Below are 24507 nucleotides of genomic sequence, written 5' to 3'. Positions count from 1 at the left end.
CCGCGATGGACAAAAACGGCACGCCACTGCTGCAGGTCGAGAACCTGGCCATTGCCCTGCCCACGGCCGGCGGCCTGGTGCGCGCGGTGCACGACGTCGGCTTCACCCTCGCGCGCGGCCAGACGCTGGGGCTGATCGGCGAGTCAGGCTGCGGCAAGTCGCTCACCGCGCTGGCGCTGATGGGCTTGCTGCCCGAGGGCGCGCAGCTGTCGGGCAGCATCCGCCTGCACGGCCAGGAACTGCGCGGCCTGGCCGACGCCGCCTGGTGCCGGCTGCGCGGCAACCGCATCGCCATGGTGTTCCAGGAGCCGATGACCGCGCTCAACCCGCTGCACCCCGTCGGCCGCCAGATGGCCGAGCCGCTGCGCCTGCACCAGCGCCTGTCGGCGCGCCAGGCGCGCACGCAGGCGGTGGCGCTGCTCGAACGCGTGGGCATTGCGCAGGCCGCGCAGCGCCTGGGCGACCACCCGCACCAGTTCTCGGGCGGGCAGCGCCAGCGCATCATGATCGCCATGGCGCTGGCCTGCGGCCCCGACCTGCTGATTGCCGACGAGCCGACGACCGCGCTGGACACCACGCTGCAGCGCCAGATCCTGGAGTTGATCGGCGCGCTGGTGCGCGAGAGCGGCATGGCGCTGGTGCTGATCTCGCACGACCTGGGCGTGATCGCCCGCCACGTGCAGCGCACGCTGGTCATGTACGGCGGCACCGTGGTCGAGGCCGGCCCCACGCCCCAGGTCTTTGCCCGCCTGGCCCACCCCTACACGCGCGGCCTGTTTGCCGCCCGCCCGCGCCTGGGCGCCGCGCCCCACGCCGGCGCGCGCCTGCCGACGATTGCCGGCACCGTGCCCGCGCTGGGCGACCTGCCGCCCGGCTGCCCGTTTGCCGGACGCTGTCCCTGGACCATCGCCGCGTGCAGCGAGCGCCTGCCCGCCGCGGTCGACCTGGGCGCAGGCCACAGCGCGCGCTGCATCCGCCTGGACACGCTGCCCACTCTCGATGCCGGAGGGCAGAGCGCATGACCGCCCCGCACCAGCCGCTGCTGCGCGTGCGCGACCTGTCGCACCACTACCCGCTGCCGCGCCAACGCCTGTGGGGTCCGCGCCCGCAGCTGCAGGCGCTGCGCGGCGTCAGCTTCGACCTGCACGCCGGGCGCAACCTGGCCATCGTCGGCGAATCGGGCTCGGGCAAGTCGACGCTGGCGCGGCTGGTGATGGCGCTGGACACACCAACGGCCGGCAGCGTGCAGCTGCTCGGGCGCGACCTGCACCGCCTGCCGGCGCGGCAACTGCGTGCGGCGCGGCGCGACTTCCAGATGGTGTTCCAGGATCCCTACGGCTCGCTCGACCCGCGCCAGAACATACAGGCCATCGTCACCGAGCCGCTGCGCGCGCTGGCGCCCGTCGGGCGCGCGCAGCTGCGCGAGCGCTGCGCCCAGGTGCTGCACGACGTGGGCCTGCGCTCGGGCGACGCGGGCAAATACCCGCATGAATTCTCTGGCGGCCAGCGCCAGCGCATTGCAATTGCGCGCGCGCTGATCACGCGCCCGCGCCTGATCGTCGCCGACGAGCCGGTCAGCGCACTGGACGTGTCGGTGCAGGCCCAGGTGCTCAACCTGCTGCTGGATCTGCAGCAGGCGCACGGCATCACCTACCTCGTGATCAGCCACGACCTGGCCGTCGTCAGCCACCTGTGCCCGGACACGCTGGTGCTGCGCCAGGGCGAGGTCGTCGAGCGCGGCGCCACTCAGCAGCTGTTCACCCGGCCAGAGCATCCCTACACGCAGGCACTGCTCGACGCCGTGCCGCGGCTGGATCCGGCGCCGCTGTAGTACAACCAAACCCCCGCCCGACCCGCACAAGGAGATGTCACCCATGTTCACCCGCCGCACGGCCCTGGTTTCGGGCGCACTGGCCGCAAGCGCCCTGGCCACTCCGCTGCACAGCCTCGCGCAAGGCAAAAAAGACCAGATCACGCTGGCCCTGGCGCTGGAGCCCACCGGCCTCGATCCGACGGCAGCGGCCGCCTCGTCGATTGCCGAGGTCACGCTCTACAACCTCTACGAGACGCTGACCAAGATCCAGTCCGACGGCAGCGTCGTGCCGCTGCTGGCCGAGAGCTGGGAGGTCTCGCCCGACCTGCGCACCTACACCTTCCGCCTGCGCCGCGACGCGCGCTTTCACAACGGCCAGCCGTTCAACGCACACAACGTCAAGTTCTCGTTCGAACGCGCCGCGGGCAGCGACAGCACCAACAAGGACAAAAACCTGTTCGCCGGCCTGGCGACGCAAGTGCTCGACGACTACACCGTCGTCGTGACCAACCGCGACGTCGAGCCCGACCTGCTGTTCCTGCTGGGCCAGGCGACGGCCATCATCGTCGAGCCGACCAGCGCCGCCACCAACGCCACCCAGCCCATGGGCACCGGCCCCTACCGGCTGGCGCGCTGGAGCCGCGGCGCCTCGATCACGCTGGCTGCCTGGAGCGACTGGCGCCGGGCGGCCAAGATCCGCATCAAGAGCGCCACCTTCCGCTTCATCCCCGACCCGGCCGCGCAGGTGGCGGCGCTGCTGGCCGGCGACGTCGACCTGTTCCCGCGCGTCGCCTCGCGCGGCCTGGCACAGCTCAAGGCCAACCCGCGCCTGCAGGTCATCGTCGGCGGCTCGCGCGCCAAGACCATCGTCGCGGTCAACAACGCGCGCAAGCCGCTGAACGACCAGCGCGTACGCTGCGCCATTGCCGTGGCCATCGACCGCAAGGCCGTCATCCAGGGCGCGGCCGAGGGCCTTGGCGTGCCCATCGGCAGCCACTACGTACCCGGCGCCTTCGGCTACGTGGACACGACCGGCATCAACCCCTACGACCCCGAGAAGGCCAAAAAGCTGCTGGCCGAGGCTGGCGTGAAGACGCCGCTGCAGCTCACCATGACGCTGCCGCCCACCGCCTACGCGCGCCAGGGCGGCGAGGTCATCACCGCGCAACTGGCCAAGGTGGGCATCCAGGTCAAGACGCAGAACGTCGAGTGGGCGCAGTGGCTCAGCGGCACCTACACCAACAAGGACTACGACCTGAGCATCATCTCGCACGTCGAGCCCTTCGACCTGGCCAACTACACCAAGCCGGACTACTACTGGGGCTACCACTCCGACGCATTCAACGCACTGTTTGCACAAATCCAGCACGCCCAGCAGCCCGCCGACCGCGCCCGCCTGCTGGGCCAGGCCCAGCGCCTGCTGGCGCAGGACTGCGTCAACGTCTATCTGTACCAGCCGCAATGGGTCACCGTGGCGGCCAAGGGCGTGCACGGCCTCTGGCGCGACATGCCCATCTTCGCCAACGACCTGTCGGCGCTGTCCTGGTCATGAGCGCGCTGCATGCCCTCGGCGCCTGCGCGCTGCTGGAGCGCTACCGCAACCGCAGCCTGTCGCCGGTGGACGTGGTGCGCGACGTGATCGCGCAAATCGAGCGCTGCGAACCCCAGCTGCACGCCACCTGGCTGGCACGCCCCGAGGCCGCGCTGGAGCGCGCGCGAGAGAGCGAGCAGCGCTGGCTGCGCGGCGCGCCCTGCGGGCTGCTGGACGGCGTGCCGCTCACGCTCAAGGACAACATCGCCACCGCCGGCGACCCCACGCCGCTGGGCACGGCCGCGCTGCCCCTGGTGCCGGCCGACGAGGACGCACCGCCGGCCGCGCGCCTGCGCGAGGCCGGCGCGGTGCTGGTCAGCAAGACCACCATGCCCGACTACGGCATGCTGTCCTCGGGCCTGTCGTCGTTTCATGCGCTGGCGCGCAACCCCTGGGACACGCGCAAGGGCCCGGGCGGCTCCAGCGCCGGCGCGGGCGCAGCGGCGGCCGCGGGCTACGGCCCGCTGCACCTGGGCACCGACATCGGCGGCTCGATCCGCCTGCCCGCCGGCTGGTGCGGCGTCTTCGGCCTCAAGCCCAGCCTGGGGCGCGTGCCCATCGACCCGCCCTACACCGGCCGCGCCGCCGGCCCGATGACGCGCAGCGTCGCCGACGCCGCGCTGATGATGCAGGTGCTGAGCCAGCCGGACGCGCGCGACAGCATGAGCCTGCCTCCGCAGGCCATCGACTGGCAGTCGGCCACCGCTGGCGACCTGCACTGGCTCAAGGGCCTGCGCCTGGGCCTGCTGCTGGACGCGGGCTGCGGCCTGCCGGTCGACGCCGAGGTGCGCGCCGCCGTCGAGGACGCCGCCCGCCGTCTGCAGGACGCAGGCGCCCACATCGAGCCGATGCGCCCGTTTCTCACGCGCGCGATGCTGGACGGCATGGATCATTTTTGGCGCATGCGCTCGTTCACCGACATGCAAAAGCTGCTGCCGGCGCAGCGCGACAAGGTGCTGCCCTTCATCCGCCAATGGGCCGACAGCGCCGCGCCGCTGAGCGGCGCCGAGGTATTCAACGCCAGCCAGCAGTTCCACGCCACGCGCGTGGCCACGGTGCGCGCCTGCGCGCCCTATGACTTCGTACTCTCGCCGGTCGCGCCGATTACCGCGTTCGACGCCGAGCTGGCCGCGCCCACCGACGATCCGCTGCGCCCGCTGGAGCACATCGCCTTCACCGTGCCGTACAACATGTCGGAGCAGCCGGCCGCGTCGATCAACTGCGGCTGCAGCAGCTCGGGCCTGCCGATCGGCCTGCAGATCGCCGGGCGGCGCTTCGACGACCTGGGCGTGCTGCGCCTGGCGCATGCCTTCGAGCAGCTGCGCGGCCCGCAGCGGCCCTGGCCGATGCAGCCGTAGAACAAATCAATCAGGCAGCTGAGTCGGATCCCAGCGGGCGGCCAGCGGCGCCGCTGCAGTCGCAGCTGGCGCGCGGCGCGGCCCTGGTGCAGCAGCCACGCCCGGCTCGGGCGCCTCGCTGGCCGCCACCAGCGGCAGCGGCCCCATCGCCCGCCCGTAGATGGCGCGCACGCGCTCCTGGAGCGACGGGTGACTGTCCAGATAGTGGCGCCAGCGCCCGTCCCAGCCGGGTAGCTCGACCAGCAGCATGTGCTGCACCGCATGGTGCGCCAGCGCCGCGTTGCCCGCCGTCGCCGTGGTGCGCTGGCCCGCCAGCGTCTGCTGCTGCGCCATGACCTTGCGCAGCGTGCCGCCCAGGCCGTCGCGGCTGCGCGTCCACTGCACGGCGCGCGCATCGGCCAGGTATTCGCGCTGGCGCGACACCGCGGCCTTGAGCAGCCGCCCGGCGAGCCAGCCGGCGCTGCCCGCCACCATGATGGCGCTGCCGAACCACCATGCCAGGCCGCCGCGCTCGCGCACCGTGTCGCCAAAATTGAAGATCAGCTCCAGCCCGAAGACCATGCCCGCCAGCTGCATGTTCAGCCGCGTATCGCCCTCGTGCAAATGACTCAGCTCGTGCGCCACCATGCCCTGCAGCTGCTCGCGCGTGAGCCAGTCCAGCGCGCCCTGCGAAACTGCGACGACCGCGTCACTCTCGTCCCAGCCGGCGGCAAACGCGTTGATCGCGGTGACGCGCGGCAACACCATGGCCTGCGGGCGCGACATCTGCGCGGCAATGCACAGCTCGTCGACCACATTGCACAGCCGCTGGTCGGCGTGCGAGATGCCCGGACGCGCCTCGCGCGCACCCACGCGCCGCGCAAGCTCGACGCCGCCTGCGCTCAGGTTGGAGGTCTCTATCCACCAGCCGCCCAGCACCAGCATCAGCGACACACCGACATTGGTTGCCAGAAAACCGGCCGGAAACGGCAGGTCGAACCCCAGCGCCATGCGCAGCAGCAGCCAGGCCAGCACCAGCGCCGCGTGTACCGCCACCAGCAGCAGCACGACCGCCAGCGCGAACGCCAGCAGCAGGCGACGCGTGCGGGTGCGCGCCGCGTCTTGCCGATCCCAAAAGCGCATTTTGGAGAAGAATCAGCCGAAGCTGACGCGCGGCGCCTCGCGCTCGGCGTCGCTGCGCGTGGATTCGAGCATCGCCGCCGGTGCAAAGCCGAGCAGGCGCGCGACGATCAGCGCTGGAAACTGCATGGCCGCGTCGTTGAACTGCAGCACCTGGTCGTTGTAGGCCTGGCGCGCAAATCCCAGGCGGTTCTCGGTGCTGCTCAGCTCTTCGGAGAGCTCGCGCATCGTCGCGTCAGCCTTCAGGTCGGGGTAGTTCTCGGCCACGGCCAGCAGGCGGCCCAGGCTGCCCCCAAGCAGCCCTTCGGCGCTGGCCAGCGCGCCCACGAGCGGCGCGCTGGTGGGCTGGGCGCGCGCCGCCTGGGCGGCACTCACTGCCTGGCCGCGCGCGGCAATCACCGCCTCCAGCGTCCGTGATTCGTGCTGCAGATAGCCGCGCGCCACCTCCACCAGGTTGGGAATCAGGTCGTAGCGGCGCCTGAGCTGCACGTCGATCTGCGCAAACGCGTTGGCAATGCGGTTGCGCAGCATCACCAGCCGGTTGTAGGCAAAAACAGCCCACAGCACGACCACTCCCAGCGCGGTCAGCGTCATCCATCCCGTTGTCGTCATGGTTTTTTTCCTCCCTGGTTGATCGGTGGCGCCACGCCGGGCGACCCTGTTCAGCGCTGCTCGGCCAGCGTCTGGCAGACAATGCAGCGCGCGGCCTGTGGCTGCGCCTGCAGCCGAGCCAGGCCGACGGGTTGGCCGCAGTCGGTGCATTCGCCGTAGCTGCCGTCGCCCAGACGTTCGAGCGCCGCACGCACGGCCACCAGCTCGGCGTGGTCGCGCCCCGCTTCGGCCTCGTACACCATGGTTCGCGCCATCTGGTTGGCCTGGTCGCGCGGGCTGCCGGCAGGCTCGGCATCGCCGCGCGCCGTGGCAGCGGCGGCGTCAAGCGTGCGCTGCTGCACCGCGCCAAGCTCCTGCAACAGTTGCTCCTTGCGCTCCTCCAGCCGCGCACGCAGATCGGCACGCTGGGCGTCGGTCAATACGTCGAAGGTCGTCATGGTCGGCTCCTGGATCAAGTTACAAAATGACAATGATTTCATTGTGCCGCATGCAGCGCCTCGCACCTGCTGCGCAGCGCCTGCACGTCCAGCGGCTGCGCCGTGTCGACCGTGATGGCCAGCGCGCGCTCATCCGGCGTGAGCGGCTCGGCGCGGCGCAGCTGCTGCTCCAGCACCTGCAGGTCAGCCTCGGACGCGTCGCGCCCCTGGGCGCGGCGCTGCGCCACGCGGGCGCGCAGCACGTTCAGGTCGGCGCGGCAGTGCACGATGGCATGGGGCTGACCCAGCTCGCGTGCCAGTGCCAGAAAGCGCTGGCGTTCGCCGCGGCGCAGAAAGGCCGCGTCGACGATGACCGGGTAGCCCGCCTGCAGCAGCGCACGCGACAGTTGCAGCAGCCGATCGAAGGTGCGCTCGCTGTCCTGGGCGGTATAGATGTCCAGCCCATGCGCCGCGGAGTCGTCAAGCGCCTGCAGGCCGTGCAGGCGCTTGCGCTCCACGTCCGAGCGCAGGCGCACCGCGCCCAGCGCGGCCAGCAGCGCAGCTGCCACGCTGGACTTGCCCGAACCCGACAACCCGTGCATCAGCAGCAGGCACGGGCGCTGCGGCTGCGCCAGCTGGCGGGCGCAGGCCAGGTAGTCGGGGCCGACCGGCGCCGCCGCGCCCTGGCCCGCCTGCTGCTGCGTGCGCAGCCGCTGCGTCATCAGGCGCACCAGCGCCCGGTAGATCTCGTAAGGGCGCAGCACGGCCAGGCCGTCATAGTCGCCGCTGACGGTCAGATAGGCGTCGAGGCAGCGCCACGCCAGATCCGCGCGGCCGTGGGCGTGCAAATCCATCGTGAAAAAGCCGATGTCGGCCAGCGTGTCGGTCCAGCGCAGCGCGTCGCTGAACTCGATGCAGTCGAACGCAGTGAGCGCGCCCTGCCACTGCACCACGTTGCCCAGGTGCAGGTCGCCATGGCCTTCGCGCACATGGCCTTGCGCCTGGCGGCGCTCCCACAGCGGCGCCTGGTTCTGAAACGGCGCACGCAGGCGCTGCAGCCAGTCCTGCTCGGCGGGCAGCAGCAATGGCTGCAGCGTGGCGAATACGTCATCGACCGCCTGGCGCACCTGTGCGGCGCTGCCCAGGCGGCTACCCGCCGCGGCCGCAGGGACGCCGGCATGAAAGTGCGCGATGGCGCCGCCGAAGTCCTCGACCAGCGCACCGTCCAGCCGGTTCGCGCGCAGCAGCGCCGCGGCTTCGACGTCGGATGCAAAGCGCCGCATGCGCAGCACCCAGTCGATGGCCTGCGCCGAGTCGGCTCGCGCGTCTGGGTCTGGGTCACCTAGCCGCGGCGCGCTCTCGCTGCCGAGCACCGGCATCACGTCCAGGTACAGCTGCGGCGCCAGGCGACGGTTCAGCCGCAGCTCTTCCTGGCAGAAATGCCGACGCGACTGCAGGCTGCGAAAGTCGGCAAACGGCAGCGCAATCGCCTTCTTGATCTTGTAGGCATGCGCGGGCGTGAGCAGCAGCTGCGACAAATGGGTTTGCACCTGCTGCACCGGCGCGCCGCAGTCGTGCTGCAGCCACGCTTGCAGCGCCTGCACCATGCGCTGTTGGCCGGTTTCATCGAGTTCGGGGGCGGGTGGCGTTGCAAAGGTCATGCCTTGAATCTACCAATCCGCGCGGGATACGGCGGCGCTCAGCGCGGGCGCGTCTGCAGCGAGTCGGCCCAGTCGCCCAGCACCACGCCCTGGCCGGCCGGCTGCTGGTTGCGCGAGTTGGAGCGCCACACACCGCCGGCCCAGCCCAGCTGCGGCTCGGTGCGGTACCAGAACCAGCGGCCGTCGGCGTCCTGCGCCAGCCAGTCAAAGCCTTCGGGTGCCTCGCGCCAGTCGGGCATCCATGGTGAGTCGTCCGTCGTCGCTGTCATCTGCCGTCCCCGGAGCGTGTTCACGACGAGGCGCGGCGCAGCGTCTCGACCACCGGCCGCGCCAGCACGCTGCGCAGCCCCCACCAGCCCGCCAGCCAGGCCAGCAGCGCCCCGGCGGCGCTGCCCGCCAGCGGCACCCAGGGGCGGATGGCCCATGCGAAGTCGAATACCCAGCGCGCCAGCAGCCAGCCCACGGCGACGGCCACCAGGCTGGCCAGCAGGCCGGCCAGCAGGCCCACGCCCAGCAGCTCGGCGCGCTGCACCTGGCGCAGCAGGCTGGCGCGCGCACCGACGGCGCGCATGATGGCGAATTCGCGCGCGCGCTCCTCGCGCGTGGCAGTCACCGCGGCAAACAGCACGACCAGGCCGGCGGCCAGCGTGAAGGCAAAGAGAAACTCCACCGCGCGGATGACCTGCCCAAGCACGCCTTGCACCTGCGCCAGCGTCGCGCTCATGTCCACGTTGGTGATGTTGGGAAAGTCGCGCACCAGCGCGTTGTCGAAGCCGGCCAGGCTGGGCGCGCGGTAGGCAGCCAGGTAGGTGATGGCCACGTCCGGCATGCTGGCGACCGGGTACATCACGAAAAAATTGGCGTGCATCGAGCTCCAGTCCACATGGCGCAGGCTGGTGATGCGCGCCTCGGACACGACGCCGCCCATGTCGAAGCTGAGCCGGTCGCCCAGCCTCAGCCCCAGCGTCTTGGCAATGCCTTCCTCGACGCTGACCGCGCCCGCCTCATCGGGCGTCCAGTGCCCGCCAATGATGGCGTTGTACGGCGGCGGCTCGGCCGCGTGCGAGAGATTGAACTCGCGCTCGACCAGGCCGCGCGCGCGCTCGTCGGCATAGTCGCCCTCCTGCACCGCGCGGCCGTTGATCGCCACCAGCCGCCCGCGGAACATCGGATACCAGTCGAGCTGCGTGACGCCGGCGCGCGCCAGGTGGGCGCGAAAATCCTGCGCCTGCTCGGGCAGGATGTTGAGCACGAAGCGGTTGGGCGCGTCAGCCGGCGTGGCCTGCTGCCAGCTGGCAATCAGGTCGGTGCGCAGCAGGACCAGCAGCACCAGCGCCAGCAGCCCGACTGCCAGGCTGGAGACCTGCACCACCGCGTAAGCCGGGCGCGCGGCGATCTGGCGCGTGGCCAGCACCAGCCAGCGCGGCGCGCGCTGCTCGTTCACCACTCGGCGCAACAGCGCCACGGCCAGCCAGGCCAGCAGTGCAAACAACAGCACGGCGACGGCAAAACCGCCGACGGCAATCGCTCCCATGCGCAGGTCGCGGCTGAGCGCCAGCAGCAGCGCGCCAAATCCGCATGCAGCCAGCACCAGCACGCCCAGCGAAGCGCTGCGCACGCCGCCCAGTTCGCGCCGGATGACGCGCAGCGGCGGCACGCGCGCCAGTTGCAGCACCGGCGGCAGACCGAACGCGGCGAGCAGCGTCAGCCCCACGCCCAGGCCGGCTGCGGCCGGCCAGGCACTGGGTGCAGGCAGGCTTGTCTGAACCAGGCCGGCCAGCAGCAGCACGAAAACCTGGTGCACCGCCAACCCCAGCAGCACGCCCAGCGCGCTGGCGCACAGGCCGATCAGAGCAAATTCGACCAGGTAGGCACCGGCGATCTGGCGCTGGCTCTGGCCCAGCACGCGCAAGAGCGCCGCCGCATCCAGGTGCGACTGCGCAAAGCCGCGCGCCGACAGCGCCACAGCCACTGCCGCCAGCAGCGCGGCCAGCAGCGCCACCAGGTTGAGGAACTGCTGCGCGCGATCGAGCGTCTGGCGCATCTCGGGGCGGCCGCTGTCGAGCGACTCCACGCGCGCGCCGCGCACGCCCGGCCGCTTGACCTCCTGCTGCGCCCAGTCGGCAAAACGCTGCACCGCGGGCGCCGCACCGGCCACGGCAAAACGGTAGGTGATGCGGCTGGCCGGCTGCACCAGCTGCGTGGCCGGCAGGTCTGCGGCGTTCAGCATGACACGTGGCGCAAAGCTCATGAAGCCGCTGCCGCGGTCGGGCTCCAGCGTGATGATGCGCGTGGCGCGCAGTGCCGACTCGCCCAGCAGCAGCTCGTCGCCCAGTTGCAGGCCGAGCGATTCGAGCAGCGGCGCATCGACCCAGACCTCGCCACGCGCGGGAATTCCCTGCGTCGGCGCGCCGGGCTGGTTGACCGCGCCACTGGTCTGCACCACGCCGCGCAGCGGGTAGCCCGTCTCCACGCTCTTGAGCGCCACCAGACGGCTGGCACCGCCCTGTGCGTCGCCGGCGCGCGCCATGGTTGGAAAGCCCAGCGTGGTGGCACTGTCCAGCCCCAGCGCCTGGGCGCGCTGCACGAATGCTGCCGGCGTGGGCTGGTCGCTGGCGACGACCACGTCGCCACCCAGCAGCTGCAGCGCGTCACGCGCCAGCCCCGCCTGCAGCCGGTCGGCGAAAAATCCCACCGAGGTGAGCGCCGCGACCGCCAGCATGACGGCCACGACCAGCAGGCGCAACTCGCCCGCGCGCAGGTCGCGCCACAACGCACGCCAGCCCAGCACCCAGGCCGAAGGCCCGAAATCAGCCATGTTCCGCATCCTTTGCCGCGCCACCCGCCTGCCGTTGCAAGCCGCCAGCCACCGCGATCCGCCGCTATCAAATTCTGTACAAAGATACTAGGGTTTACCTTGTCGCAAGGGCGATACCCCAGTTCTACACTGGGTTTGCCCTAGGGACGTCCATCCCTACCCCACGGGGCTGGTAGCGCCCACCGCGGCGCACATACCAACAAAAAGGAGATACCGACATGGACATGCACCGCAGACAGTTCTTCCGCGTCAGCGCGGCGGGATTGGTCGGGTCCAGCCTGGTGGCGATGGGATTCTCACCCGCCGCTGCCCTGGCCGAAACCCGAGCCTTCAAACTCGCCAGCGCCACGATGGCGCACAGCATCTGCCCCTACTGCTCCGTCAGTTGCGGCATGCTGATCTACAAGCTGGGCGACAAGTCCAAGAACGCCACCGAGCACGTGATCCACGTCGAGGGCGACCCGGACAACCCGGTCAGCCGCGGCTCTCTGTGCCCCAAGGGCGCGGGAGTGATGGACATGATCAACTCGCCCGCCCGCATCAAGTACCCGTCGGTGCGCGAAGCCGGCAGCAAGGAATGGAAGCGCATCAGCTGGGACGAGGCGCTCACCCGCGTCGCCAAGCACATGAAGGCCGACCGCGACGCCAACTTCGAGACCAAGAACGCCGCCGGCACCATCGTGAACCGCTGGCTGTCCACCGGTTTCCTGATCTGCAGTTCTTCGAGCAACGAATCGAGTTATCTCACGGTCAAAGTCGCGCGCGGCCTTGGCATGGTAGGAATCGACACACAAGCACGCGTTTGACACGCACCGACGGTGACCAGTCTGGGCCCGACATTCGGTCGCGGAGCGATGACCAATTCATGGACCGACATTAAAAATGCCGATCTGATCATAGTAATGGGCGGTAATGCCGCCGAAGCGCACCCTGTGGGGTTCAAGTGGGTAGTCGAGGCCATGCAAAAACGCAAGGCCAAGCTGATCTCGGTCGACCCGCGCTTCAACCGCACGTCTGCGGTAGCCGATTTTTATGCGCCAATCCGCAACGGCACCGACATCGCCTTCCTGGGCGGCGTCATCAACTGGCTGCTGAGCAACGACAAGATCCACCACGATTACGTCAAGTTCAATACCGACGCCACCTTCCTGACCAAGCCGGGCTTCAAGCTCGACAACGGCATCTTCAGCGGCTACGACGAGGCCACGCGCTCCTACAACAAGTCCACCTGGGGCTACCAGCTGGGCGAGGACGGCTACGTGCTGGTCGACGAGACGATGCAGAACCCGCTGTGCGTCTACCAGCAGCTCAAGAAGCACTACAGCCGCTACACGCCCGAGATGGTCAGCAACATCTGCGGAACGCCTCAGGACAAGTTCCTGAAGATCTGCGAGATGCTCGGCGAGATGTCCGCGCCCGACAAGACCAGCACCATCCTGTATGCGCTGGGCTGGACGCAGCACACCGTAGGCAGCCAGAACATCCGCACGATGGCCATGATCCAGCTGCTGCTGGGCAACATGGGGCGCCCGGGCGGCGGGGTGAACGCACTGCGCGGACACTCCAACGTGCAGGGCGTGACCGACATGAACGCCTATGCCGAGGTGTTTTCGGGCTATCTAGGTGCGCCGATGGATTCCGATACCACCTACGAGGGCTACATCAAGCGGCTCACGCCCAAGGCCATGCGGCCCAACCAGTTCAACTACTGGAGCAACTTCCCGCGCTTCTTCAACAGCCTGATGAAGTCGTACTACGGCAAGGCAGCGCAGCCGGAGAACAACTTCTGCTACGACTGGGTTCCCAAGTTCCCGGGCGGCTACGACGCGATGCATTTGTTCGAGCTGATGCACCAGGGCAAGATGAACGGCTTCATCTCGCAGGGTTTCAACCCGCTGGCCACGGTGCCCAACAAGAACAAGCTGTCGTCGGCACTGGCCAAGCTCAAGTACCTGGTCATCATCGACCCGCTGGAGTCGGAGACGGGCGAGTTCTGGAAGAACTACGGCGCGCTCAACGACGTCCAGACCGAGAGCATCCAGACCGAAGTCTTCCGCCTGCCCAGCACCTGCTTTGCAGAAGAGGAAGGTTCGCTCACCAACTCCAGCCGCATCGCGATCTGGAAGGATCAGGCGGTCGAGCCGCAGGGCGAGGCCAAGCCAGACTCGGAGATCATGGCGCGGCTGTTCATGCGGCTGCGCGAGATGTACGCCAAGGACGGCGGCGCGCTGCCCGAGCCCATCCTCAACATGGCCTGGGACTACACCCGCCCACTGGTGCCGTCGGCCGCCGAGCTGCTGCGCGAAATCAGCGGCAAGGCCATCAGTGACGTGCTCGCGCCACCCGACCCGAACAACCCGGGTGCGGCGCGTGCGGTGCTGGTCAAGGCAGGCCAGCAGGTGCCGGGCTTTGCCATGCTGCGCGACGACGGCTCGACCGCCTGCGGCAACTGGCTGTACTCGGGCTGCTGGAGCGAGGCGGGCAACCTCACCGCGCGACGCAGCCTCGACGACCCGACCGGCCTGGGCGTGTACCAGAACTTCGGTTTCTCGTGGCCCGCCAACCGCCGCATCCTGTACAACCGCGCCAGCGCCGACAAGGACGGCAAGCCCTGGGCGCCAAACAAGAAGTACGAGTACTGGAACGGCAAGACCTGGACCGGCGCCGACGTGCCTGACATGCTGCCCACGGCGGCGCCCGAAATCGGCATGGGCTCGTTCATCATGAACCCCGAGGGCGTGGCACGCCTGCACGCCATCGGCATGGCCGACGGCCCCTTCCCCGAGCACTACGAACCGTTTGAAACCCCTATCGGCGTCAACCCGCTGCACCCGGACAACCCCAAGGCCATCAGCAACCCTGCGACCCGGGTGTTCAAGAGCGACATGGACGCCTTTGGCAAGAAGGAGGAGTTCCCCTACGCCGCGACCACCTACCGGCTCACCGAGCATTTCCACACCTGGACCAAGCACGCACGGCTCAATGCCGTCGTGCAGCCCGAGGCCTTCGTGGAAATCAGCGAGGAGCTGGCCAAGGAAAAGGGCATTGCGCACGGCGACAGCGTCAAGGTGAGCAGCAACCGCGGTCACATCGTGACCAAGGCGGTGGTCACCAAGCGCATCAAGCCGTTCCCGGTCAATGGCCAGCAGGTGCACTTGGTCGGCATCCCCTTCCACTGGGGATTCACCGGCCAGACCAAGCCTGGCTACATCGCCAACACGCTGACCCCGTTCGTTGGTGATGCCAACTCGCAAACGCCCGAGTTCAAGGCCTTTCTCGTCAACATTGAAAAGGTGTAGCCATGTCGAGTCTGCAATCACAGAATGTGGTCGCCCGCTCGGCCACGACCACCCCGCCGCCGCAGGCACGCGAACACGTGCCCGAGGTCGCCAAGCTCATTGACATCTCCAAGTGCATCGGCTGCAAGGCCTGCCAGGTGGCGTGCATGGAGTGGAACGACCTGCGCGACGAGGTGGGCACCAACATCGGTGTCTACGACAACCCGACGGATCTCACGCCCCAGTCATGGACGGTGATGCGGTTCTTCGAGGTCGAGCCCGAGCCCGGCAACCTGGAGTGGCTGATCCGCAAGGACGGCTGCATGCACTGCGAGGATCCAGGCTGCCTGAAGGCCTGCCCATCGCCGGGGGCCATCGTCAAGTACGCCAACGGAATCGTGGACTTCATCAGCGAGCACTGCATCGGCTGCGGCTACTGCATCAAGGGCTGTCCGTTCGACATCCCGCGCATCAGCGAGAAAGACCACAAAGCCTACAAGTGCACACTGTGCTCCGACCGCGTGATGGTGGGACTGGAGCCCGCCTGCGTGAAGACCTGTCCGACCGGCGCCATCACCTTCGGCACCAAGGAGGACATGGTCGCCTACGGCGAGCAGCGCGCCGGCGAGCTGCAGGAGCGGGGCTTCCAGAACGCGGGGCTGTACAACCCCGAGGGCGTGGGCGGCACGCACGTCATGTACGTGCTCAAGCACGCCGACCAGCCCGAGCTGACCCACCTGCCCAAGCAGCCGGCCATCAGCCCCTGGGTGTCGGTCTGGAAGGGCTGGACCAAGCCGGTGGCGCTGGCTGCCATGGCAGGAGCGGCACTGACCGGGTGGTTCCACTATCTGCGCAAGGGCCCGCTGGAGATCAGCGAGGAAGATGAGCAGGCCGCCGCCGACGAGGCGACACAAGGAGAGCAGTCATGAAACCGCTACAGCTGCAACGCTACAGCGCGGGTCAGCGCTCCAACCACTGGATGGTCGTGCTGTGCTTCGTGCTGGCCGCCGTTTCGGGGTTTGCGCTGTTCCACCCCGCGCTGTTCTGGCTCACCGCACTGGTGGGCGGGCCGCAATGGGCGCGCATTCTGCATCCCTACCTGGGCATCGCGATGTTCGTGTTCTTCCTGGGCATGTTCATCATGTTTGCCGCCGCCAACCTCTGGCGCGGGGAGGACTCCGAATGGCTGGCCACGGCCGGCAAGGTGGTCTCCGAAGGCAACAAGGTGCAGATCCCGCAGAAGACGGGCAAATACAACGGCGGGCAGAAACTCGTTTTCTGGTCCTTCACGTTGAGCCTGATCGTGCTGCTCGCCACCGGGCTGCTGTTCTGGCAGGCATGGTTCGCCTCCAGCGTGCCCATTCCACTGCAACGCGTGGCCGTGACGCTGCACGCCATTGCCGCCTTCGTGCTGGTGCTGACGTTCATCGTCCACGTCTACGCCGCCATCTGGGTCAAAGGCACGCTGCACGCCATGGTGCGCGGCAGCGTCACGCTGGGCTGGGCGCGCCACCACCACCCACGGTGGTTCCGCGAGCAGATCCAGGCCCAGGGCATCAAGCGCAAGTAGGAGAACGCACGGTGCGCGCCGGCTCGCGCAATCCAGCCACAGCCGGTCGCACTGCACAAATTCTCAACACCCAGCCACGGGGCGGACAACAACCCTTTGCCCCTTGGGTTTCCCCCTCGACAGCTGCCGCACGGTGCAACACACTGGCGGCAGCTTTTTTGTGAGTGACACGACCTTGAACAAACCCACACCGACCACCATCACCCGCACGCCTGAAGAGATCCTGAACCGCAGCGGACAGGAAATTCCGGCGCTGCTGCTGCCCCGCCCCGACCAGGTATTTGCCGAGCGCGCGCTGCGCCTGCGCCAGCTCGCCGCGGGCCATGCCATGCGCGACTACCTGATGCTGCTGGCCGTGGTCTGCGAGGCGCAGCACACGCAGGCGCAGGGCGGCCTGCACGTCCCCGCGCCGACGGCTGCGCAGTGCGAGGCGGCCGCGCAGGCGGGCGAGCCCGCGCTGGATGCGGTGCACTGGCCGCGCGACGCGCAGTGGCGCAGCCAACTGCGCGCGCTGCTGGTGCAGGTGCTGGACAAGCTGCCGGCCGACAGCCCCGCGCGCACCGTGGTGCAGCAGGCCGCGGCGCTGGACGACGACACGCTGGAGCAGCAGGCCAACCGGCTGCTGGCCGGCATCACGCTGGGGCTGGACATGGCCACCGCACCGCTGGTGGCCGCCGGCCTGCAGCTGTACTTCACCCAGCTGGCGGCCGCCGCCGGCGCCGCGCTGCTGCCCCACCACGCACCCGGCAAGCACAGCCCGCGCTGCCCCTGCTGCGGCAGCCTGCCGGTGGCCAGCATCACACGCCTGGGCGGCTCCCAGGAAGGCCAGCGCTACCTGCACTGCACCCTGTGCAACACGCAGTGGCACATGAACCGCGTGCAATGCACCCACTGCGGCGCCACCGACGGCATCCAGTACCAGTCGCTGCAGGCCGTGCAGAGCGACGGCAAGCCGCTGCAGCGCCCATCCATCGAGGCCGAGACCTGCGACGCCTGCCACCATTACCTCAAGGTCGTGCACATGGCGCAGGATCTGCACGTCGAGCCCCTGGCCGACGACCTGGCCTCGTTGACGCTGGATCTGCTGGTGTCCGAAACCGGCATGCAGCGCCACGGCACCAACCTGCTGCTGCTGTTTGGCGAGGCCGAGGAAGAAGCCCAGGAGGCGGACACCGGAGTGCATTGATGGATCAGCCCTTGCCTTCCGTGGCTCACGGGGCGCAGGCGCAGCATCTTGCAGGCACCGACACCGCCCCCTCCACCACAGCACCGCAGCGGCCCGATGGCGCTGCAATCGTTCCCGCCAAGGCACTGCCCGCGCTCGACCGGCTGCTGCGCCTGCCCGCATGCAGCGCGCTGCTGGAAGCGCACGGCGCCACGCTGGTCACCCAGGAGGCGCGCGCGCTGCTGGCCGGCCTGCGCAGCCAGGCCGTGGCCGGCACTTTGGCTGCGCAGCACATCACCGACGCCGCGCTGGCCGACGCCCTGGCGCTGCGCGTGCATGCGCGTCTTGCGCCGCGCATGCAGGCAGTGCTCAACCTCACCGGCACGGTGCTGCACACCAACCTGGGGCGCGCCGTGCTGCCGCAAGCGGCGCTGGCGCAAATACAGGCGCTGATGGCCCAGCCCAACAACCTCGAATACGACCTGGCCAGCGGCGCGCGCGGCGACCGCGACAGCCTCGTCGAAGGCCTGCTGTGCGAGCTCACCGGCGCCGAGGCCGCCACCGTCGTCAACAACAACGCGGCCGCCGTGCTGCTGACGCTGGCCGCCCTCGCCCACGGGCGCGAGGCCATCGTCTCGCGCGGCGAGCTGGTGGAGATCGGCGGCGCGTTCCGCCTGCCCGACGTGATGGCCAGCGCCGGCGCGCGCCTGGTCGAAGTGGGCACGACCAACCGCACCCATCCGCGCGACTATGAGAACGCCATCGGCGAGCACACGGCGCTCCTGATGAAGGTGCACACCAGCAACTACGCGGTGCAGGGCTTCACCGCCAGCGTCAGCGAGGCGCAGCTGGCGCCGATTGCCCACGTGCACGGCCTGCCGGTGGTCACCGATCTGGGCAGCGGCGCACTGGTCGACATGGCGGCGCTTGGCCTGCCGCCCGAGCCCACGCCGCAGCAAATGCTGGCCGCCGGCTGCGACCTGGTCACCTTCAGCGGCGACAAGCTGCTGGGCGGGCCGCAGGCCGGGCTGATCGTCGGGCGCAAGGCGTTGATTGAGCGCATCAAGAAACACCCGATGAAGCGCGCACTGCGCCTCTCCAAGCTGCCGCTGGCCGCGCTCGAAGCAACGCTGCGCCTGTACCTGCGCCCCGAACATCTGACACGCGAGCTGCCCACGCTGCGCCTGCTGACCCGGCCGCTGGCCGACATCGAGGCCACCGCGCAGGCCCTGCTGCCCGCGCTGCAGCAGGCGCTGGGCAGCCGCTGGCAGGTCGAGCAGGTGGCGCTGCAGGGGCAGATCGGCTCCGGCTCGCTGCCCATCGAGCGCCTTCCGTCCGCGGGCCTGGCCATTGCCCCGGTGCACACCAAGACCAGCGGACGGCAGCTCGAAGCGCTGGCCACCGCGCTGCGCCGCCTGCCCACGCCCGTCATCGGCCGCATTGCGCAAGACCGCCTGCTGCTTGACCTGCGCTGCCTGGAAGACCCGGCCGACCTCACGCGCCAGCTGCATGCGCTGCCCATGGAGGCGCCATGATCGTCGGCACCGCGGGCCACATCGACCACGGCAAGACCACGCTGGTGCAGGCGCTCACCGGCGTGGACACCGACCGCCTGCCCGAGGAAAAAAAGCGCGGCATCAGCATTGCGCTGGGCTACGCCTACCTGGACACGCCGTGCGGCGAGCGCATCGGCTTCATCGACGTGCCCGGCCACGAACGCCTGGTGCACACCATGGTCGCCGGCGCCAGCGGCATCGACTACGCGCTGCTGCTCGTCGCCGTCGACGACGGTCCCATGCCGCAGACGCGCGAGCACCTGGCCGTGCTCTCGCTGCTGGGCATCACGCGCGGCGCCGTCGTCATCACCAAGGCCGACCGTGCCGCCGACGGCTGCGTCGGCGAGGTGCGCGCTGAGATGCAGGCGCTGCTGCGGGGCACGACGCTCGAGGGCGCACCCATCCTGGCCGTCTCGGCCCAGACCGGCCAGGGGCTGGACGCGCTGCGCCAGCTGCTGAACGACGCAGCGCAGCAACAGGCCGCCAGCGCCCCGCCGGATGCCGGCACGCATGCACCGCGCCTGGCCATCGACCGCGCCTTCACGCTGCAGGGCACGGGCACCGTGATCACCGGCACGCTGCACGCGGGGCAGATCCACGTGGGCGACGAACTGGTGCTCGCCCCCGGCGGCCAGCGCGCGCGCGTGCGCAGCCTGCACGCGCAGAACCAGCCGGTGCAGACCGCCCACGCCGGCCAGCGCTGCGCCGTCGCGCTGGCCGGCCTGGCGCGCGAGCAGGTAGAGCGCGGCCAGTGGCTGGTCGCGCCCGCCGTGCAGTTGCAGACCCACCGCATCGACGTGCGCCTGACCCTGTGGCCCGGCGAGGCAAAGGCGCTGCGCTCCGGTATTCAGGTACAGCTGCACCTGGGCGCGGCGCACACCAACGCCTCGATCGCGCTGCTCGATGCCGCGCAACTGGCGCCCGGCGCCTCGGCGCTGGCGCAGCTGGTGCTGCACCAGGACGTGGGCGCCTGGCATGGCGAGCGCGTGCTGCTGCGCGACGCATCGGCCAGCCGCGCCATCGCCGGCGCCGTCGTGCTCGACCCGCTGGCGCCCACGCGCTACCGCCGCACACCCCAGCGCCTGGCCGAGCTGGCCGCGCTGGAGCAGCCCACGCCCGCAGAGCGCCTGGCCGCGCTGCTGCAGGTCGCGCTCCACGGCGTGGACCTGGCGCGCTTTGCCACGGCGCAAGGCTTGCGCGCGGGCGACGCCCTCGCCACCCCGGATGGCACGCTGGTGCACGCCGGCCACGCGCTGGGCGCGGCGCAGGTACAGGCCTGCGACGCCGCGGCACTGCAGGCGCTTGCGCAGTTCCATGAACGCTCCCCCGACGAACTCGGCCCCGACGCCGCGCGCCTGCGCCGCCTGGCGCTGCCGCGCCTGCCGCTGCCGCTGTGGCAGGGCCTGCTGGCGCAACTGGCCGTGCAGGGGCGCGTCGTGCAGCGCGGCGCCGTCGTTCACCTGCCGGATCACGGCGCGCAGCTGTCGGCGGTGGAGACACGCATTGCCGAAAAGGTGGCGCCGGCGCTGGCCGAGGCCGGCTTCGAGGGCGCCTGGGCGCGCGACCTGGCCCGCAACGCCGCCGAGCCCGAGCCGCTGGTGCGCACCACGCTGGCACGGCTGGCGCGCCGCGGCGAGTTGCACCAGATCGTCAAGGATCTGTTCTACCCACCCGCGACGATGGCCCGACTGGCGCAACTGGCACGCCAGGTGGGCGCCGCCAACGACGGCGTGGCACTGGCAGCGCCTTTTCGCGACGCAACAGGCCTGGGACGCAAGCGGGCCATTCAAATTCTGGAATACTTCGACCGCATCGGCTTCACGCGCCGCGTAGGCGTGGAGCACCGGCTGCGCAGCGACAGCACGCTGTTCACAGCCGAACCGGTTTCAGCGAAAACGCCGCAGGCCGCGCACCCCAGCAGGGCCTGACGAAGATTTCGATACGGAAGGGCAACCATCCTGGTGGGTGGGCCGGGCTTCAAACCCGGTGGGCGGCGCCAAGCGCCGCCGGGTGGGTTCGACTCCCATGCCTTTCCGCCACACATCTGCATTCAGCGCAAGCCACCGCGCCGTTTGCCGCTCCATGCGAGTGGGTGCATGGCATGCATCAGTGACTGCCTGGCGACATCGAAAAGGGCAGCTGATCAACCACTGTTTCAGGACTGAAGCTGCTCGCGCACCGCGCGGCGGCTGAGCTTGCCCACCGCGGTCTTGGGAATTTCAGGCACGAATACCACGCGGCCGGGCTTCTTGTAGCCCGCCAGTTGCCCGGCCACATGCGCAATCAGCGCCGCCTCGTCCACCTGCGCCCCGGGCTGCAGCGCGACCACGGCCGTCACCATCTCCACCCACTTGTCGTGCGGCGTTCCGACCACGGCGCATTCGCGCACCGCCGGGTGCGCCATCAGGGCGTTTTCCACCTCCTGTGGATAGACGTTGTACCCGCCGGTGATGATCATGTCGGACTTGCGGTCGCGCAGATGCAGGAACCCGCGCGCGTCGAGCAACCCCATGTCGCGCGTGTGCACCCAGCCCTCGGCGTCAAAGGTCTCGGCGGTCAGGGCAGGCGCGTTCAGGTAGCCGGAGACCGCAGAGGGCGCGCGCACCAGCACCTCGCCGATCTCCCCTTGCGGCAGATCCCGGCCGTCGTCTCCGACGATGCGCAGCTCCACGTCGATGGCCGGCTGGCCGCACGCGTCCAGCAACTCACCCACATGGTGCTCCGGACGCAGCACGGCCAGGCACAGCGGCACCTCGGTCTGGCCGAAGTACTGCCAGAAACGGTGCTGCCCCCAGGCGGCCATTGCGCGCTCGATGACCGCGCGCGGCATCGGAGACGCACCGTAGATCACCGCCTTGAGCGCCGAGACGTCGGTGCCGGCAAAGTCCGGGTGGGACAGCAGCATCTGCAGCATCGTCGGCACCATGTTGATCGTCGTGATGCGCTCCTGGGCCAGCAGGCGCAGATAGGCGCCCGGCTCGAACGCCGGCATGATGACCGTGCGCGCCCCGCGCAGCCAGAACGGCAGCACGAACACGCCGGAGGCATGGATCAGCGAGGCCGCGTGCAGCATTGCGTCGTCAGGCCCCACGGGCATCAGGTTCAGCAGCACGTTGCGGCAGACGCCGGCGTAGGACGCCTGCGTGTGCTGCGCCGCCTTGAGCGTGCCGGTCGTCCCGCTGGTGAAGAGCGTGAGCACGATGTCGTCCGGGTGCACCGCAATGTCCGGCGTCTTGGCAGATTGCTGCGCAGCGAGCGCGACCAGGTCGGCGCCGCCCTGCACCTGCGCATCCAGCCCCAGGCATTGCAGGCCACCCAGGCGGGCGGCCAGCGCGGCGGCGCGCTCCTGCAGATCGGCGCCGAACACCAGCGTGGTGCAGCCTGTCTCCTGCAGCATGCGCGCGTGCTCGTCCAGCGACAGCCGGGCATTGAGCGGCACGCGGTTGAGTCCGGCCTTCACGCAGGCGAAGTCGGTCGGCACGCTGTAGATGCCGTTGTTGAGCAGTAGCGCGACGCGCTCGCCCTGGCGCACGCCCCGCGCCATCAGCGCATGGGCCAGCTGGCTGCTGAGGGCGTCCACCTGGTCGAAGGTAAGGTTCTGCACACCGCAGGTAATCGCCACGCGCTCGCCATGCAAGGCGGCGCCCCGGCGTATGAGCTCAAGATAGGTGGGCTGGCGTGCAGCGCCGGCGTTGGTGGTCATGGTTCGTCTCCTGGTGTTGGGAAAGTCAAGGCAGTGAAGGGGCTTTGATTCATTCGCTGCGGTCAAACATGCCGTGGCGCCCGGCGCCTTCGGCAAAACGCCGGGCGCCGCCCACGCCCTCGGCCGCCACGATGGGGGTGCTCCAGCGGCCCTCCTGGCGCAGGGCATCGGCCAGGGGAAGGCTCCATTGGGCGTAGGCCGAAGCGCGGTCGGCCAGCATGCAGCGCTGAGGAAAACCGGCAATCTGGCGCGCCAGGAGCTCGGCCGCGGCCAGCGCGCCGCCAGGAGGCGCGATGCGGTTGGCCAGCCCCATGGCCAGCGCCTCCCGGGCGTCGACCGGGCGACCGGTCAGGATCAGATCCAGCGCGCGCGACATGCCGATGGCCCGAGGAAGGCGGACCGTGCCGCCATCGATCAAGGGCACGCCCCAGCGGCGGCAGAACACACCGAAAACGGCGTCTTCGGCCGCCACGCGCAAATCGGCCAGCAGCGCCAGCTCCAGGCCGCCGGCGACGGCATAACCCTCCACGGCCGCGATCAACGGCTTGGACAGAGCCATCCGCGTCGGCCCCATCGGGCCGCTGCCCCCGCCATCGGGGTCGAGCTCATTGCACAACTGCGGATCGCCCACGGCCCCCAGGTCGGCACCGGCGCAGAAATGCCCGCCGCCGCCGTGCAGGATGGCCACCCGCAATTGCTCATCCGCCTCAAAACGCTCAAACGCATCGCGCAGCGCGCGGGCCATCGGGCCATGCACCGCGTTGCGCTTGTCGGGCCGGTTCATCGTGATCCGGCACAGCGGCCCATCGGTGGAAAACAGCACATCGTCACTGGTCATCGTGTCTCCTGGCGTTGGTAAGGAATGCCAAAATCCTAGGAAATATTTCAATATTTCTCAAATATGGAAGATCAAGGAAATATTTTTGGCAATGCACCCACCGCCCCCGAGCTGGTGCTCGACCTGCTGGTGGCCGACGGTGGCACGCTCTCGGCGGCGGCCATCTGCCGGGCGGGTGCGCTGATGGGCATCGAGGCCCAGGTGGTGCGCGTGGCCCTCACGCGTCTCCTGGCCCAAGGCAAGATCAGCCGTAGTGGACGGGGAAGCTATGTGATCGAACGCCGCCGCCACGCGCTGACCGATGCCGTGGATCGCTGGTGGCGGCACCAGCACCATCAACTGCCATGGCAGGGAGGCTGGATTGCAGTCATCGACGGCGACGTGCGCCGCCAGAACCAAAAGACCTGGCGGCGCCACCAACTCGCCTTGCAGTTGCGCGGCTTTGCCGCGCTGTCTCCCGGCCTGTGGCTGCGCCCCGACAACCTCCGAGGAGGGGTGAAGGCCGAACAGGCCAGCGTGCGCACCCTGGGGTTGGCGCCCCAGGCGCTGGTCGTGCGCATGGAGGGCCTGGACGCACAGGCGCGCAACCGCGCCGACCGGCTGTGGGACAGCCTGCAGCTGCCACAGCGCTACAGTGCCATGGCTGACTCGTTGCAGGAAAGCGCCCGACGGTTGCCAGCGATGCCACTGGCGGACGCCACGCGCGAGTCATTGCTGCTGGGACGCCACACGATTGCAGCACTGCTGCGCGACCCTCTACTACCCGCCGAGTTGATGGATGGCGAACCCAGAGAGCACCTGACGCAGCTGATGCGCAGCTATCAACGGCAGGCACGCAAGGTGTGCCGTGCATTTTTGGCGCAAACAAACCCGTGAAGGTATCCAGTCCGCCCTGAACAATTCCGTTTTCAACTGCCGGCAGGCTGGTGCTCATGCGAAGCGGCGAGCAGCACAGCAATGACAGCCTGCATCGACAGCCCGAATCGGGCGCAATAAAGCCGCAGTGCGG

General features: G+C 69.5%; 19 protein-coding genes and 1 tRNA gene. 12 read left to right on the top strand and 8 right to left on the bottom strand.

The window, feature by feature from the left end; translation table 11 throughout:
- Nucleotides 1-5 precede the first annotated feature (5 nt).
- Genes ABD767_RS13710 through ABD767_RS13695 form a run of 4 tightly spaced genes read left to right on the top strand, consistent with a single transcriptional unit; the run spans nt 6 to nt 4762 of the window.
- Nucleotides 6-1022 (top strand): ABC transporter ATP-binding protein, encoded by a 1017-nt coding sequence (locus ABD767_RS13710; RefSeq protein ID WP_344869809.1) that lies wholly within the window; start codon nt 6-8, stop codon nt 1020-1022.
- On the top strand, nt 1019-1831 hold the full coding sequence (locus ABD767_RS13705) for an ATP-binding cassette domain-containing protein (RefSeq protein WP_344869808.1): 813 nt from the start codon (nt 1019-1021) through the stop codon (nt 1829-1831). Before ABD767_RS13710 ends, ABD767_RS13705 begins: the two co-directional genes overlap by 4 nt.
- Nucleotides 1832-1874: 43 nt before the next feature.
- Nucleotides 1875-3365 (top strand): ABC transporter substrate-binding protein, encoded by a 1491-nt coding sequence (locus ABD767_RS13700; protein WP_344869807.1) that lies wholly within the window; start codon nt 1875-1877, stop codon nt 3363-3365.
- Nucleotides 3362-4762: an amidase gene (locus ABD767_RS13695; RefSeq protein ID WP_344869806.1), complete on the top strand. Its 1401-nt coding sequence runs from the start codon at nt 3362-3364 to the stop codon at nt 4760-4762. Before ABD767_RS13700 ends, ABD767_RS13695 begins: the two co-directional genes overlap by 4 nt.
- Nucleotides 4763-4768: 6 nt before the next feature.
- On the opposite strand, the gene ABD767_RS13690 is transcribed toward ABD767_RS13695, so the two are convergent.
- From ABD767_RS13690 to ABD767_RS13665, 6 genes are read right to left on the bottom strand one after another with little or no spacing between them, the layout of a single operon-like run.
- Nucleotides 4769-5884, bottom strand: a complete 1116-nt coding sequence (locus tag ABD767_RS13690) for a M48 family metalloprotease (protein WP_344869805.1) — start codon at nt 5882-5884, stop codon at nt 4769-4771.
- A 12-nt stretch (nt 5885-5896) separates the two neighbouring features.
- Entirely contained in the window at nt 5897-6493 is a 597-nt protein-coding gene (locus ABD767_RS13685; protein ID WP_103045193.1) for a LemA family protein, read from the bottom strand.
- A gap of 50 nt (nt 6494-6543) precedes the next feature.
- On the bottom strand, nt 6544-6930 hold the full coding sequence (locus ABD767_RS13680) for a TraR/DksA family transcriptional regulator (protein ID WP_344869804.1): 387 nt from the start codon (nt 6928-6930) through the stop codon (nt 6544-6546).
- 38 nt (nt 6931-6968) lie between these two features.
- Nucleotides 6969-8570 carry a bifunctional aminoglycoside phosphotransferase/ATP-binding protein gene (locus tag ABD767_RS13675; protein ID WP_344869803.1) on the bottom strand — a complete coding sequence of 534 codons (1602 nt, stop codon included), beginning with the start codon at nt 8568-8570 and terminating at the stop codon, nt 6969-6971.
- Between the two features lie 38 nt (nt 8571-8608).
- Nucleotides 8609-8839: a hypothetical protein gene (locus tag ABD767_RS13670; protein WP_344869802.1), complete on the bottom strand. Its 231-nt coding sequence runs from the start codon at nt 8837-8839 to the stop codon at nt 8609-8611.
- Nucleotides 8840-8859: 20 nt separating this feature from the next.
- Nucleotides 8860-11388, bottom strand: coding sequence for an ABC transporter permease (locus ABD767_RS13665; protein ID WP_344869801.1), 2529 nt, complete (start codon nt 11386-11388; stop codon nt 8860-8862).
- A 218-nt stretch (nt 11389-11606) separates the two neighbouring features.
- On the opposite strand from ABD767_RS13665, the gene fdnG reads away from it, so the two are divergent.
- The 7 genes from fdnG to ABD767_RS13630 all read left to right on the top strand — a co-directional run bounded on the left by fdnG (nt 11607) and on the right by ABD767_RS13630 (nt 20996).
- Nucleotides 11607-14687, top strand: coding sequence for a formate dehydrogenase-N subunit alpha (gene fdnG / locus ABD767_RS13660; RefSeq protein ID WP_146031462.1), 3081 nt, complete (start codon nt 11607-11609; stop codon nt 14685-14687).
- A 2-nt stretch (nt 14688-14689) separates the two neighbouring features.
- Complete coding sequence (fdxH, locus tag ABD767_RS13655) at nt 14690-15595, top strand: formate dehydrogenase subunit beta (protein ID WP_103045197.1); 906 nt, start codon at nt 14690-14692, stop codon at nt 15593-15595.
- Entirely contained in the window at nt 15592-16236 is a 645-nt protein-coding gene (locus tag ABD767_RS13650) for a formate dehydrogenase subunit gamma (protein ID WP_103045198.1), read from the top strand. Before fdxH ends, ABD767_RS13650 begins: the two co-directional genes overlap by 4 nt.
- A 175-nt stretch (nt 16237-16411) precedes the next feature.
- Nucleotides 16412-17422, top strand: a complete 1011-nt coding sequence (fdhE, locus tag ABD767_RS13645) for a formate dehydrogenase accessory protein FdhE (protein ID WP_344869800.1) — start codon at nt 16412-16414, stop codon at nt 17420-17422.
- On the top strand, nt 17422-18936 hold the full coding sequence (gene selA, locus ABD767_RS13640) for an L-seryl-tRNA(Sec) selenium transferase (protein ID WP_103045199.1): 1515 nt from the start codon (nt 17422-17424) through the stop codon (nt 18934-18936). Before fdhE ends, selA begins: the two co-directional genes overlap by 1 nt.
- Nucleotides 18933-20885: a selenocysteine-specific translation elongation factor gene (gene selB / locus ABD767_RS13635; protein ID WP_103045200.1), complete on the top strand. Its 1953-nt coding sequence runs from the start codon at nt 18933-18935 to the stop codon at nt 20883-20885. Before selA ends, selB begins: the two co-directional genes overlap by 4 nt.
- Nucleotides 20886-20900: 15 nt before the next feature.
- Nucleotides 20901-20996: transfer RNA gene (locus ABD767_RS13630), tRNA-Sec, on the top strand.
- A 116-nt stretch (nt 20997-21112) separates the two neighbouring features.
- Here the strand turns inward: ABD767_RS13630 and ABD767_RS13625 are convergent.
- Both ABD767_RS13625 and ABD767_RS13620 read right to left on the bottom strand, forming a co-directional pair.
- Entirely contained in the window at nt 21113-22660 is a 1548-nt protein-coding gene (locus tag ABD767_RS13625; RefSeq protein WP_103045201.1) for an AMP-binding protein, read from the bottom strand.
- Between the two features lie 49 nt (nt 22661-22709).
- Nucleotides 22710-23498, bottom strand: a complete 789-nt coding sequence (locus ABD767_RS13620; protein WP_103045202.1) for a crotonase/enoyl-CoA hydratase family protein — start codon at nt 23496-23498, stop codon at nt 22710-22712.
- Between the two features lie 63 nt (nt 23499-23561).
- On the opposite strand from ABD767_RS13620, the gene ABD767_RS13615 reads away from it, so the two are divergent.
- Nucleotides 23562-24374 (top strand): PaaX family transcriptional regulator, encoded by an 813-nt coding sequence (locus ABD767_RS13615; protein ID WP_103045203.1) that lies wholly within the window; start codon nt 23562-23564, stop codon nt 24372-24374.
- Nucleotides 24375-24507 lie beyond the last annotated feature (133 nt).

Source organism: Comamonas faecalis (genome assembly GCF_039538025.1).
In the GTDB taxonomy this organism is placed as follows: domain Bacteria; phylum Pseudomonadota; class Gammaproteobacteria; order Burkholderiales; family Burkholderiaceae_C; genus Comamonas_C; species Comamonas_C faecalis.
This window is presented reverse-complemented; position numbering and strand designations above follow the sequence as displayed.